This window comes from Thermoanaerobaculia bacterium, from assembly GCA_035593605.1.
Lineage (GTDB): Bacteria > Acidobacteriota > Thermoanaerobaculia > UBA2201 > DAOSWS01 > DAOSWS01.
Map to the genome: position 1 here is coordinate 13,013 of DAOSWS010000020.1, position 13,531 is coordinate 26,543.

10 protein-coding genes are annotated in these 13,531 nt (G+C 53.6%); 3 read left to right on the forward strand and 7 right to left on the reverse strand.

All coding sequences use genetic code 11. From position 1 onward, the window contains the following. The first annotated feature begins 311 nt into the window (after positions 1-311). A complete protein-coding gene (ablA, locus tag PLD04_10620; protein ID HXK68788.1) occupies positions 312-1,625 on the forward strand; it encodes a lysine 2,3-aminomutase in 1,314 nt (437 codons plus the stop codon). Continuing rightward, positions 1,622-3,442, forward strand: a complete 1,821-nt coding sequence (purD, locus tag PLD04_10625; protein ID HXK68789.1) for a phosphoribosylamine--glycine ligase — start codon at positions 1,622-1,624, stop codon at positions 3,440-3,442. Before ablA ends, purD begins: the two co-directional genes overlap by 4 nt. A 118-nt stretch (positions 3,443-3,560) precedes the next feature. Here the strand turns inward: purD and PLD04_10630 are convergent, their stop codons facing one another. From PLD04_10630 to PLD04_10660, 7 genes are all read right to left on the reverse strand, one after another. Next, entirely contained in the window at positions 3,561-5,432 is a 1,872-nt protein-coding gene (locus PLD04_10630; protein ID HXK68790.1) for a hypothetical protein, read from the reverse strand. Then, positions 5,422-6,174, reverse strand: coding sequence for an ABC transporter ATP-binding protein (locus tag PLD04_10635; protein HXK68791.1), 753 nt, complete (start codon positions 6,172-6,174; stop codon positions 5,422-5,424). The genes PLD04_10630 and PLD04_10635 overlap by 11 nt, the downstream gene beginning before the upstream one ends. Continuing rightward, complete coding sequence (locus tag PLD04_10640; protein HXK68792.1) at positions 6,167-6,541, reverse strand: GntR family transcriptional regulator; 375 nt, start codon at positions 6,539-6,541, stop codon at positions 6,167-6,169. Before PLD04_10640 ends, PLD04_10635 begins: the two co-directional genes overlap by 8 nt. 110 nt (positions 6,542-6,651) lie before the next feature. Beyond that, positions 6,652-7,152 (reverse strand): ferritin, encoded by a 501-nt coding sequence (locus PLD04_10645; protein ID HXK68793.1) that lies wholly within the window; start codon positions 7,150-7,152, stop codon positions 6,652-6,654. A 69-nt stretch (positions 7,153-7,221) separates the two neighbouring features. Then, a complete protein-coding gene (tpx, locus tag PLD04_10650; protein HXK68794.1) occupies positions 7,222-7,734 on the reverse strand; it encodes a thiol peroxidase in 513 nt (170 codons plus the stop codon). Between the two features lie 92 nt (positions 7,735-7,826). Continuing rightward, positions 7,827-10,790, reverse strand: a complete 2,964-nt coding sequence (locus tag PLD04_10655; protein HXK68795.1) for a hypothetical protein — start codon at positions 10,788-10,790, stop codon at positions 7,827-7,829. A gap of 83 nt (positions 10,791-10,873) precedes the next feature. Then, positions 10,874-12,526, reverse strand: coding sequence for a choice-of-anchor Q domain-containing protein (locus tag PLD04_10660; GenBank protein ID HXK68796.1), 1,653 nt, complete (start codon positions 12,524-12,526; stop codon positions 10,874-10,876). Between the two features lie 84 nt (positions 12,527-12,610). On the opposite strand from PLD04_10660, the gene PLD04_10665 reads away from it, so the two are divergent. Beyond that, positions 12,611-13,348: a type II CAAX endopeptidase family protein gene (locus PLD04_10665; protein ID HXK68797.1), complete on the forward strand. Its 738-nt coding sequence runs from the start codon at positions 12,611-12,613 to the stop codon at positions 13,346-13,348. Positions 13,349-13,531 lie beyond the last annotated feature (183 nt).

The following is a 13,531-nucleotide window of genomic DNA, read 5'->3' on the forward strand; positions in this document are numbered from 1 at the left end:
CCTGCCGACCGCTTCTTCAGAAGAATTCCGCATCCTCGTTTCAATCACTTCAAAACGAATAAAAGGAAGGTCAGCCTTCCCGTGCCCTCCCCTGTTCTTACAATTCGAGATTACACCAAAAGGAAGGGACACCGGGGAAATATTCCATTTTTATAATATATTTTATTTACACCTTATTATAATACATGATATTGTTTTTCCTTTCATATTTTTGCATATATGATTTCATGTGTTATAATATATTTCATGTCTACAGGAAACATGATATACAATAAATGCTGTACTCAACATTATCCTATAAGGTTATATAAATGAAAGTATATGATAATTACCAAAAAAAACTAGCTAATAAAATAGAACCCTACGTTCTGATTGACAAATGGAAAGATTGGAAATGGCAGATTAAACATTCCGTACGAGACCTGGACGTTTTCGAATCTCTTACCGGCATTCGCCACGATCCGGAAGAACTGGAACATATTCAGGAAACCCTTGCAAAGTTCCCGCTTTCCGTCACCCCCTATTACCTCTCCCTCATTGATACCGATAATTATCGAAATGACCCGATTTATCGTCAGTCATTTCCTGATGTAGCGGAACTGACCGTCATGCCCTACGACATGTCTGACCCTCTTCGCGAGGAATCTGACAGCCCCGTTCCCGGCATCACCCATCGTTATCCCGACCGCGTTCTCTTCATGATCAGCAATATCTGCTCCATGTATTGCCGACATTGCACACGGAAACGTAAAGTCGGAGACCGAGATTTTATCCCCTCCAGGGAGGAAATTATGGAGGGGATTCGATACATTGAGGAAACTCCGGCGATTCGGGATGTCCTCCTGTCGGGCGGTGATCCTCTGATGCTATCTAATGACGCTCTCGATTGGATCCTCACGATGTTACGCGCAATCCCTCACGTAGAGATCATCCGTATCGGAACACGAATGCCCGTCGTTCTCCCCTACCGGATTACCGACGCTCTTGTCACGATGTTGAAGCGCCACCAGCCCTTATGGATCAATACCCATTTCAACCATCCGAGGGAAATCACCGCCTCTTCGAAGGAAGCCCTGGCACGACTGGCGGACGCCGGGTTTCCACTCGGAAATCAGACTGTTCTCCTCGCGGGCATAAATGACTGCCATCGAATTATCAAGAGCCTGAACCATAAGCTCCTTCAGAACCGTGTCCGTCCCTACTATCTCTACCAGTGTGATCTTTCGGAAGGCCTCTCTCACCTGAGAACCCCCGTCGGGAAGGGCATAGAAATTCTTGAAAACCTGATCGGCCACACGTCCGGCCTCGCCGTTCCCACCTATGTGATCGATGCTCCCGGCGGCGGCGGAAAGATCCCACTTACCCCCAACTATATGATCTCCCTCTCCACCAACAAGGTTGTATTGCGCAACTATCTCGGTGTCATTACGACTTATAAGGAACCCGACTCCTACTCTGCCGTCTTCTGTGATCGACGGTGCGACCGGTGCGAACTCCTCCTGAATCTCGAAGAAGCACCGGAGGAGCGATCCATTGGAATTGCCAATCTCCTCTCCGATCACGATTCTACCATTGCCCTGGCTCCCGAAGAGGAGATCCGGGCAGATCAGAAGGAGGATGCATGAGTTCACCGTCCGTTCTCGTTGTCGGCAGCTGGGCCAAGGAAGAAATTACCCTGAGACACCTGAAGGAAGTCTCTTCTCTGACCACCCATGCTTTCCTTGACACGCCCAATCCCGGGATCCAGACCGTAGTGAATTCTCACGCCATGGGTGAGCTCGACGACGTTTCAACCATTACGTCCTTTGCCCGGGAATGCGGAGCCGACCTGGTCCTTCCCACAACCGCTGCCCCTCTGGCTGCGGGACTGGTGGACAACCTGGAAGAAGCCGGCATTTCGGTCTTTGGACCTCCCAGACAGGCCGCCCGGCTGGAATTCGATAAAGCATTCACGCGGGACTTTCTTAAACGATACGACATCGGGTATCAGCCCGCATATGCATGCTTCAACGACCGGGCCTCCGCGGAGACGTATGCGGAAACATTGAACTGGGACGTTGCAGTCAAGCCGATCGGCCTGACCGACGGGCTGGGGGTTCGCGTAGCCGGGGACCAGCTGAGGGGGCCTGACGAAATCAGAACCTATATCAAAGAGGTCCTCGCGGGTTGCGGAGATGATTGCCCCGCTGTAATCATCGAAGAACGGCTCGTCGGAGTGGAATTCACGCTCCAGTGTCTCGTCAACGGATCCACCGTCATTCCCACACCCCTGGTTCAGGATTTCAAGAAGCTCCTGCCGGGGGACCTGGGGCCGAACACGGCCAGTATGGGATCCTATTCCGGTCCCGGACATCTTCTGCCCTACATTACCCAAAATGACTACGACACGGCCCTCGGTCTGATCCGCCGGACCGTGGCGGAGTTCCTGAAAGAAACCGGTGTTCCCTGCCGTGGTTTCCTCTATGGACAGTTTATGCTTACTGGAAATGGGCCCGTATTGATCGAGTACAATTTCCGCCCGGGGGATCCTGAATGGATGGACATCATGACTCGACTGGAAGATCCCCTCTTTGACACGATTCTATCCCTGATGAACGGTGAGACGCCTTCTCCTTCCTTTTCTTCAAGCGCAACCGTCTGCAAGTATCTTGTCCCTCCGGGTTATCCCGAATCGTATGACCTGCCCCTCCAGGTCGATGTGGATCTTTCCACGCTGGAGAATCTGGGTGTTCAGGTTTACCACAGCGCCGGACTCGATCCGGAGACGGGCCTCCTTCACGTAGGATCAGAACGGGGCATTGCTGTAATTGCGGAAGGTTCCACCATTCCGGAAGCCAACGAACGTGTGGAATCCGCTATTGAAACGATTGAGGGGACCTTTGTTCACCGATCCGACATTGGAACCACTGAGCTTATTATGCGTAAGCGAAAAAATGCCGTATCGGCAAGGCTTTCAGGTCTCTCCGTGCGACCCGCCCGGGAAACTGACGTCGATCACTTCCGGGCGCTCAGCGCCGCATGCCCTCCTCTGGAGAACTATCCCTATCACGTCTACGCCATTTTGCTCAGAATTTCCCCCTCAACCTCTTTTCTCCTTGAATATAGCGGGGAACCGGCCGGGTTTGTCCTGGGCCTTCCCTTCTCGGACGAATCGGAGGCCTATTTTCTATGGCAAATCGGGATCCTCCCGGACCATCAGGGTGCTGGATTCGGAAAGATCTTTCTGACAAAGATCGAAGAGATTCTGGCCGTTCGCGGATTTCGTCGTATCGAGCTTACGATCGATCCACAAAATGTGGCCTCGAGGAGGCTCTTTGAATCCAGCGGGTATGTAAACGTGAGCGAAGCTGCGGGGAGACCGGCCGTGGTCAACCAGCAGACCGCGGTGAAGGATCTTTACGGTCCCGGGCGCCATTTCATGCGGTTTGGCAAAACCATATAAGCATGAAAACTATAAGAAAAAACGGCCGGGATGTCTCATCCCGGCCGCTTATTTTGTTCACATTCCTTAGGTTTCAGCCTATCCGTTAACCTGAATTATTAAAGAATTTCCTTTACGTTTAGATTTCATTCTTCTTGTGTTCCAGGATCGTTGTGATCTCACCTGTTGAGCGGTTGAACCTCAGGATTTGAATCACCTGATTTCCGTACACTTCTATCAGGACATCTCTATCGTTCGACGGGAATACGTAACTCCATCGGACATCGTCAAGTGTCTTGAGTGGATCGCTGATGTTCCCGCCAAGAAGATCGACCTTCCTCATGAGGAAACGCTTACCCTTCCCCACCGTCGCCGCCGTGTACAGGGTTTCTCCGTCCTCTCCGGGAATGACCCAGGCGGATCGCTCCGGGAAATCAAGCTTAAGGATCTCCGAACCGTTGTCCCAGGACTGCAATGTAAGCGTTCCATCTTTGATGGTCACGACTCCCCTGTTTGTCGGTCTCATCCGGTATTCTCTGTTAAATGCTACGCACTGAGTACTGTCGTCTACCGATCGTTCCCTGAGAAAGATCATCCTGTCTTCCACCTGGAACCAGTCACGACTTGGCATGAGGCCGAACTGCCACTTTCGTTTCGACTGGTAATGCTGACGGGCCTGGGTTCCGGACTCACAGGCGGAAATCCACTCCCCGCTTTTCCGTTTCCAGATCCTGTACCCATCTTCACCATATACGGAAAGGAAATACAGGGAGTCACCCAGTACGGTCATCTGTACATCATCGGTAATGACGTCCGATTTTGGGAGATCGATGGTTTCGATCGAATTTCGGTCGACATCGTGAACCTCAATGGATTTCCTGCTGAGAAGGGCCAGTCGATGGGCGGCTCCGGGTAACCATAGAATCTGCTCCACGGGAACCCGGCCGTCCAGGCGGTCCAGGGAGTACCGCACCTTCCCCTCCATGTCCCATACCGTGAGCACCATGCCCCATTCAGTTGCGCCTTCCCACTGGTAATACTGGCCCGCCATCAATGTTCCATCGGGAGAGACCTGGACTGCGTTGAGACTGATAAACCGTCCCAGCTGCGTGACTTTACCGGTTTTCAGGTCAAGAAGAGCTGGTAGAGGCCACGCGGTCCAGTTGACATCCATCTTTTTCGCCAGGCTTTTTAGCCAGGAGGGTCCAACCCTCATCCCCTCTACAAGAATCGTGGATTCATTTCCGGGCTGGATCCAGACGTTTTGAAGGTCATCCAGGGAACGCAGACTCGTGTAGTGCAGGAGAACAGCGTTGTCGAGAAGAGCGGTGCAGAACACCGAAGCCACAATGAGGCCGCCACCCAGAAGGGCGTTAAATACAGGTCGAGTGGGTCGGACCCTGGCAAAGAGGAGATACCAGGAAGCTTTCAGGAAGAGAATCAGGACCAGGCACAGGATTGCTGCCCACAACAGGGAAAAGTAGATGATGCTCATGGCCACGCGAAGCCACAGGCCCGTGACAAAGAGCAGAAAGAGAGAGACCGCGACCGAAAGAATCAGGAAGATGACTCCATGGACCGCCCGCTTCGTGGCAATACCTGCAATCACGCCAAGGACGAAGAGGATTGCGGTGACGAGCCAGAATGCTACGATCTCTGAGAAAACAATATCGGGTACCGACGTCATCGAGAAGATCATCAACGACAACAGGGCCGATGCCAGAATCAGGAAGAACCCGGTCAGGGACTTTCGGGCCAGGACCCTGAACTTTCCGACGGGAAAGGTCCACACCATCGTCCATGATTCGAGCTGGAAGAGGGTCATTCCGCAGGCAAGGGCGGTAAAAGGAAGGATCAGCCCGAAAGTCAGCATGAAGAGACCTTCCGAGATGTCGCCGGGCCCGAAGCCCCGATAGGAAAGGTTAAACAGCTTCACGATCACGGAAACAGCGGCAATCGCGAGAGGGACAAGAATCACCCACAGGTTATATCGGAAATCTTTACGAATCATGGCGTGCCTCCTCAAGGGTTAACAGAACCAGGTCTTCGAGAGCAAGGGCCCGGGTCTCGCTGCCGGAAGATGTAGAAAGTCCCTTCAGATCCTCGACGAATCCGCTCTTGAGGATCCTTCCGTTGTCCATGATTGCGGCATGAGTCAGAATTCCTTCCACCTCAGAGGGAAGATGAGTGGCGAATAGGATCGTGACTTCCCTCTCTGCCAGGTCTTCGACGATACTGCTGTAAAGATATTTGCGGGAAGGAATGTCCAGGCCCAGGGTTGGGTCGTCCAGCAGGAGGATCTCACTCCGCCGCCCGAGAGCTGTCAGGAGGGACACCATACCTCTCTGACCCTTGGAGAGACGTTCTACGGCCGTTCCCAGGGGAACCTTAAAGGTGTCCAGACGCTCTTTCACGTATGGAAGGTCCCAACCCGGATAGTTCCTCGCATAGAAGGCAAGGTGGTCTTTTACCTTCATCCAGGGATAGAGATAGGAAGACTCGGGAGCGAAGCCCATCCTCTTCTGAAGCTGTGCGCGGTCTTTCCAGGGATCCAGCCCGAGGATACGGATCGTTCCGGCACAGGCGGGGATCAGACCGTTGAGGAGCTTTACGAGCGTGCTCTTCCCGGCACCATTGGGCCCAAGGAGACCCGTGACCGTTCCCCGGTTCAGTACAAGATCAATTCCATTCAGGGCACGTTTTCCGGGGTAGTCGAAAACGGCACCTTCGACAGTGATAACAGGTTCAGTCATGGGATTCCTCCTTGATCATGCCGGCGAGCTTCTCTCTTGATACACCCAGGGCCTGCGCCTTAACGACGAGGGATCGGATCTCCCGTTTCAGGAGGCCGTAACGCTGTTCCTCGCGGGCCCGGGCTTCACCGGCGGAGACAAAGCAACCGCTTCCCTGACGGCTCTCGACAAAATGTTCACCTTCAAGGTCGCGGTACACCCGGGCTACGGTATTGGGGTTGACGTTGAGCTCCATGGCAAGAGCACGAATGGAGGGCAGCTGGGCTCCATCCTCCATCGCGCCCGAAACGATCAGGAACCGAAAATGGTCCTTGATCTGCTCATGAAGCGGAAGCGGGGATCGGGGGTCTAGGGTTATGTGTATCATTGTACTACTACACTAGTACACTTTTTCCGGTTTGTCAAGCCCCTTTGTCTCAAAAAAAACGCCCCTGAAATCAGGGGCGCTAATGATTAAACTATTTATTTACTTACTATTTATTTGCCGGCCTGGCCGCGGAAACCCATCTCACGGTTCAGCATGAAGAGACCCTGTTGTGAGTCGCCGATCATCTTGAGCTTCTGGACAATCTCGTCCGCGGAATTTTCTTCCTCGACCTGCTCGGTGATAAACCACTGTAAAAAGATATGGGTTGCGTGGTCTTTATCCTTCAAAGCCATGTTCGCGAGCTCGTTAATATGACCCGTGATGAATTGTTCGTGTTTGAATGCCTCCTGGAAGGCGTCCAGCGGGGATTTCCATTTCGGCTTCGGCTCCTCGATCGCCTTCAGGGTCACACGTCCGCGGCGTTCGTGGATGAAAGAATAAAATTTCATCGCGTGCATATATTCTTCCTGGCTCTGTACCTGCATCCATGAGGCAAAACCTGGCAGGTTACTGTCCTCGAAGTACGCCGCCATGGAGAGATAGAGATAAGAGGAAAAAAGTTCACGGTTGATCTGTTCGTTGAGCGCCTGTTCCATCTTCTTGCTAAGCATTACTACCTCCTTATTTTGTTGACTTTTATCTTGGATTCACCGGGTTTATTGTACCACGGAGAGTCATTTCTATAGATTTTTTAGCGCAGCGAGAACATCCTCGTAATTGGGTTCGCTTGTGACTTCTGGAACAACCTGACAATAGCGCAGGATTCCATCGGCATCGACAATGAAAATGGCACGGGCAAGGAGACGAAGGGCACCAATCAACACGCCGTAAGCCTGGCCAAAGGAAGCTGTCCTATAGTCAGAAAGGGTGCGGACCTGTTCGACGCCGGCTGCGCCGCACCAGCGCGCCTGGGCAAAGGGAAGATCCATGGACAGGGTCACGATCTTGACATTGTCGTCGAGATTGGCGGCTTCCTTGTTAAACCGCCTTACCTCCATGTCACAGACGGGGGTATCCAGGGATGGAACGGAAACAAGAACCAGAGTCTTGCCCTTCAGGGATCCAAGCGTCACAGGAGAGAGGTCGTTGGCTGAAGCTTCAAAATCAGGCGCGGGCTTCCCGATCTCCGGAAGGGTGCCTTCCAGCGGAAGAGGGTTACCTTTCATCGTCACTGTTCTCGTATTCTGAGCCATGGGTTACTCCTTTAGTTCAATTGTTGGGGTCCACTGTGTAACACGAAACGATCGGTGAATATTTCCTGAAGCTTAAAATCCATTTTCCGGGTTCATGGAAGCGTGCCCAGAATTCTCGGCTGATGAGGCCGCTTGCTGACCGGGCTCAAAAGAGTACGATTTTGAGGCGGTGGCCCCATAGATTCCACTACGGCTTCTTCAAATACCGCGTCTCCGGTAACTTGATCCACAACAGAGAGCCAGGCCCAGATCGAACCTCCTCTATCCGGGTCGGAAATGGAAATCCTGATGGTTGCCGATCCCAGATCGTTCTGGCTAAACAGGGTTAGAATGTGATCAACCTGGACGGAACTTTCTCCTTCGATCGTCCATTGATGTGAAAGCAAGGTTGTTCCGTCGGGTGATATTCCCTGAAGCGTGATATCCACGGGATCTTGTCCCGGGTTGATCAATCCAAGATTGCTCCTCGATTTTTCCGTCTCCTCCCCCATGATCAGGTACCCCGCGTTTTCACCCGAGATCGCAAGATCGGGGCGGAGAGAGACCAGTCCCTGTCCGTAGGTGCCAATTTCCTTCTCTGTATAGGTTCTTCCCGTGACCAGGACTTCCGGCCCGGTTTCCAGCACATAGGTTCCCGAGCCCTCTGCAATGTGCGAGATCTCATTCAGAGCATCGTTCACATGAATCATCGCACCGGGCTGGATAATAAGAGGCAGGTCTTCATACCCGGACTCTCCCTGCCGAGGCAAAAATTTCAGAATCGCCTCCTGTTCGTAGGAGGAAGTTGAAAGAATCCAGAGTTCGGTTCTCCACAGGGTCCCGGCTTCTCCCGGAGCCCGGGAAACACCGGGAAGTCCCCGTGTGGCCCCCAGTGCGCGCTGGACCGGCCGATAGACAGGATCTCCCGTTTTCTGATCCACAATCGAAATGTAAGAAAAAACAGCACCGGAAAGAATTTCAACCTCCGCTCGGGCCTCTTCGATGGGAGGAGTCCCGAACTGTTCCAGCACATGATCGATCTGAACAAAGGAATGCCCGGAAAGAGTCCATGATCGTGAAGATCCAATGGGATTTCCCGTTGTATCGTACATGGTGATCCTGACCGTCGAATCGGAGGATAACGGGTTCACAAACCCCAGGTTGGTTCTATGCGTATCCGATTCCGCCAACCCGATCAGGTATCCCCGTTCTCCCTCAAGAAGAGCATCTTCCTCCCTCTGTCCCGGGATTGCCTGTCCATAGGTACCTTCCTCGAGGAGGTTATAGGTCCGTGAGGATACCAGGATGGGCTGATTCGATGAAACACGGATGGCGCCGGCACTTTCAAGCAGCTGAAACCGGTCCTCAATCACATTGTCTATCTTCATCACAGCCCCGGGCTGAATGGAAATGGGAATGGGAGTCGGCTGAATGCCCTCCTGGGGCCAGTACTCCATCATGGCGTCCGCCGGAGTGCTCCCCTGGTTTCGAATCACAAGATCGGTGACCCACCTGGTTCCTGCAGCCCCGCTGATCCGCGCAGCGGCGGGAACGATCCAGTTCCAGGTCGTTCGCGTCTTTCCATCCGCAATGATGAAATCGTAATCCCCGGTACCATGGTTTCCATATGCGCCGATTCGAATCCAGATCGTATCACCCGCCGTCAGATCGATTCTGACCGATGCATTCTTTCCTTCACCGCCGTCATCATCACGGGTGAGGATCTGGTAAAGACCGTCTTCCACCTGGAGAACCGTGTCGGTAGTTCCCTCCGTGTAGATGTCGTACGTCCCGGATTCGGGTACCTGAAAGACGTAATAGTCAATATCCCCGGTACAATCGACGGCTGCATGCCATATTCCCGTTTGCCGGATCGGCAGTGCAAAGGGGTGGTCGTCATTGGCCGGATCGATTCCACAGTTACGCCGGCCGGTGCAACCCGAGAGAAACAGTCCATATTCGCCCGTGGATGGATACCCTTCGCCTCCGACTCGAACACCATAGGTCGTACCTCCTTCGAGCTGGATCTGGATACGGGCATTCCCCTGCTGGCCCCCGTTCTGATCGGATTGAAGGATCGTTCCACTGGAATCCAGGATTTCAAGACGCGTATCCGTGGAACCGGTCGTTTCGAAGGTGTACTCTCCCAGGATGGAGGGTTGAAACGTATAAACATCGACATCTCCATCACACTCCAATGCCGCCTCAGAGGTTCCGCATCCGGGCAGAGGACGGGCATCAGGCATCGTGTCCCCTTCCCAGTCTCCCACACACCCGGAAAAGAGGTCGTCCATGTAGTATTTCTTGACCCCCTTACCCAGCTCCTCCTTCAGGTTCATATGGAGCGGGCGCGTAAAATCTCCCCGATAGAAGAGCGTGATATCGAGGGTTTCGGGATCGTAGAAGACCGACCAGACCGTGTAGCCCCCCCATGCCGTTCCGTGAACCATTTCGACCAGCATCATTAATTCTTCTTCCGAATAGTCCTGCGAAGCAGAAAGAACATAGTCGATCAGGTTGTATCGGCCACACGGATAGCCCCCCAGCCAGGGCCGGGTATAGCAGAAATTCGTGATCATCTGGTAGTACCCCTGCCGGGGGGATACCACATCCCCTTCATGGACCGCCGAATTGCCCCAGCGATCGGTCCAGAGCATCTGTCCCTGCTCAAAGTAGTTCGGCCTGGAGGAGAGGTCGTAGGTATCCAGGAACGCAAGGACTTCCGGTACAGTGGCACAGGTTGTGAAGAGCTTTTCCCAGAAGTCCAGCTGCATCGTCAACTTTGCCGGGTCGGAGGGAATGTCGTGGAAGGGGGTGGCGGTCATCCCCAGGACCAGACCCTGGTCATTCATCCCTCCCTGGGGCCAGATGTGCTCCTCCGCTCCAAAGAGGACCACACCGTATTTTCCTTCTGTCGGCTGAATAAACTGGATCCAGCCGTAGGAGCTGGGAATCCAGTCCAGGTTCCTTCCCACAAAGGTCTTTCCGTCACTCCTCGTGTAGTTGAAGACGGAGCAGGGAAAGAGAAATCCGGCGGAAAGAAAAAAAAGCCCTAGCAGCGGCAGGAACCGTTTCATAATGTTGCCCTCCAATTGTGACGGACAGTCGGGTATGTCCACATCTATTATACAGGCCGGTGGAAATGAGGTTTCTTTCAGGCTTACGGGCCTCCAAAGGGACGGCTGTGGCGGCGGGAGGCGGTCCCGTATTCATAGGCTCCCATGTCGATCCCGGCACCGATCGGGCGCATATTGCCTTCCACGTCATCGTCGGGAGCGCCATTGAAGGTCCCGGCATCGATGGCAGGACTCTCGGGAAGAAGATGACCGTCGTACCGGTCGATATCTCCATCTGAGACCAGAGGATCGAGACAGAGATCATGCACTCCCATCGGGCACCACTCCGTCTCGTCCTTGACATTGAAGATCAGGTTGAAGTCGATCCTGCCTTCCGTGAAGCCGTCCGGGTCCCAGAGAAGGCCCGTTTGCTCTCCGGTCGGGTACGGGGTAAATTCGTCATATCCGGCAAAGATGTTGTTGATGACGGTAACCGTTTCGCTTCCGTCACAGTTTTCAAGTGCCTCATCACACTGCACTTCCAGCAGGACGTCACCCTGGCCTGCGATGGTATTGTTGACCACGGAGCTGGCATCGCCTGCCTGGAGACTCAGGGCCAGGGTATTCCCCCCCGCCCGGCACCATGTGAGAATTTCCTGGGAATAAGGCTTCCCGAAAAGATATCCGCAATTCCCCACGAGGACATTGTTTTCCACCAGGGACGCTCCCCCGATCTTGACCTGGTTCCCCAGATTTCCCACGGCCACAGTCCGGCGGACCTCGACGAAGGAGTTTTCCTCCCCTTCCCGGCCGACGTAGAGAAGATCCAGGCCATCGGAGGTGTTATAACCAAAGTAAGAGTCCTCAAAGATCCAGTGACCTCCCGTAGCTCCCGTTCCCACACCGTCTCCGTACCCCCCGGTTTCCTGCTCCCAGCAATGGTCATGTCCTTCTCCCGGGTAGGTCTCCGCGCATCCGTTCCACTCCACGGTGAAGTCCCGAAAGATCAGGGTCCCGCTGTTGGAATCGGAATCCCCATCCCAGAGATCACCGTCCCACCCGGCGAAGCCGTTCCCGGCAATCCTTACACGTTCGACGGTCCAGTCCCGGATCCTGCCGGCATGGATCCCCGTCGCGGCCAAACCGTGGATGTTCAGGTCCTTCAGAATGACATTGGAAGAATCGGAAGCATAGATGCCTTCAGGCGCCCAGTCTCCAAAGGGGTAGGCATCCCTCTCACAGGATACAGCTGGATCGGTGTGGAACTCTACACATCCGGAATGGTCGGTGATCTCGAGGCAGGAAAGGACCGCGTTGGAGGTCGATTCGAGGGAGAGGATGCTCCAGGGACGCTGGGTTCCCCACAATTCCGGAGGATTGGAGCATGATCCGGAGATGATCGTGGGATGGATGGGATCGGAACCGGAGGGGAGCGGCGGCAGACGGCATTCAAAGGCGCCGTCGGCATCGCACCAGCCGGTGTTAGGCGCTCCGTACCCCATCTCAAAGCTCCCGGAACCAATCAGGAGCGTATCTCCGGCCTGGAGGATCCAATCTCCTCCGCTGTCCAGGGCCCAGAAGGGGTGGGACCAGGCACAATCTCCGCTCGAACCCGTGCCCGGATAGGGTGCGTTGACGAGACCGGAGCACTCGGTTCCCGTTCCACCGTCGGTTCGTACGTAATAGGTCGTGCCTTCTGCCCAGGAAGCTGTAAAAATAATTCCACAAAGAGTGATAGTAAGGAGTTTTGTCCGCATCATTCCCTCCCTGTATAATTCACAAGCGTCATCCACTCATTTCCCGTATCATTACTATAATCCTTAAAATGAATTCCTGCATGAATGAACATTTCATTTTTCAGAACGTACGAACGGGAGATGAGCTCTTTTCAGCGGCTGGCAACCGGGATCCTGATCTTTCTTCTGGTCTATTCCCTGTCCCTCTTTGTCTTTCCTCACGTACTATCCCTTCCCCTTCCTTCCGGTGTGGTCCCTCAAATCTCCTTTTTATTCTTGTCTTTACTCCTGGTTGGAACGGTCGGAAAGGGCCGCTTCAGGGAATTCGGGTTTCAGGGCACGTCATTGCGGACGATGGGCAGGGCCCTGGGTATCGCCTTTGCCGTATCGGCACCCCTTACCTTCCTCAACCTGGTGATTATGTCGATCCTCATGGGACCTTCTGCCGGACCCGAAGGGGGACCCTCACCATCGGGAATCCTGGAACTGATTCTCACGGTCTGGATCCTGGCCAGTACCTGTGAAGAGATCTTTTACAGGGGGTTTCTTCAGAGTTTCCTGAATCCTCTCCGAAACTACGGAATCACGATTGCAGCATGGCGGATCCAGGCCCCCATCCTGTGCAGTGCAGCGCTCTTTGCACTGGGCCACCTGTGCCTCCTTGGATCCATGCCCGGACCTTTCGTCGGATTGATCGTCTTTTCATGCTTTGTCAATGGAATCCTTGCCGGACACTTCCGTGACCGGAGCGGAAGCCTTCTTCCCGCCATTGGAGTCCACATGATGTTCAACGTAACGGGAATGGCGATTCCATCGATTCTCATGCTTCTGATGTCCCCATAAATTTGACCCGGAAAGAAAATTCTTCGTTTTACTGTTTCTCTTTGAGGCCAGGAGATCCTTAGGACACCGATCCTCATGCTATAATGGGTGAACATTTTTCGGAGGTTCGATCTTGGTGTATCCACGATTTAAAGGTATTGTATTCACTTGTTTACTGATCCCTTTTATTTTGCTTGCCGAAAA

Bases quoted from the DNA above. Each gene is read 5' to 3' on its own strand.
- ablA (HXK68788.1), top strand. From the start codon at position 312: ATGAAAGTATATGATAATTACCAAAAAAAACTAGCTAATAAAATAGAA.
- purD (HXK68789.1), top strand. From the start codon at position 1,622: ATGAGTTCACCGTCCGTTCTCGTTGTCGGCAGCTGGGCCAAGGAAGAA.
- PLD04_10630 (HXK68790.1), bottom strand. From the start codon at position 5,432: ATGATTCGTAAAGATTTCCGATATAACCTGTGGGTGATTCTTGTCCCT.
- PLD04_10635 (HXK68791.1), bottom strand. From the start codon at position 6,174: ATGACTGAACCTGTTATCACTGTCGAAGGTGCCGTTTTCGACTACCCC.
- PLD04_10640 (HXK68792.1), bottom strand. From the start codon at position 6,541: ATGATACACATAACCCTAGACCCCCGATCCCCGCTTCCGCTTCATGAG.
- PLD04_10645 (HXK68793.1), bottom strand. From the start codon at position 7,152: ATGCTTAGCAAGAAGATGGAACAGGCGCTCAACGAACAGATCAACCGT.
- tpx (HXK68794.1), bottom strand. From the start codon at position 7,734: ATGGCTCAGAATACGAGAACAGTGACGATGAAAGGTAACCCTCTTCCG.
- PLD04_10655 (HXK68795.1), bottom strand. From the start codon at position 10,790: ATGAAACGGTTCCTGCCGCTGCTAGGGCTTTTTTTTCTTTCCGCCGGA.
- PLD04_10660 (HXK68796.1), bottom strand. From the start codon at position 12,526: ATGCGGACAAAACTCCTTACTATCACTCTTTGTGGAATTATTTTTACA.
- PLD04_10665 (HXK68797.1), top strand. From the start codon at position 12,611: ATGAACATTTCATTTTTCAGAACGTACGAACGGGAGATGAGCTCTTTT.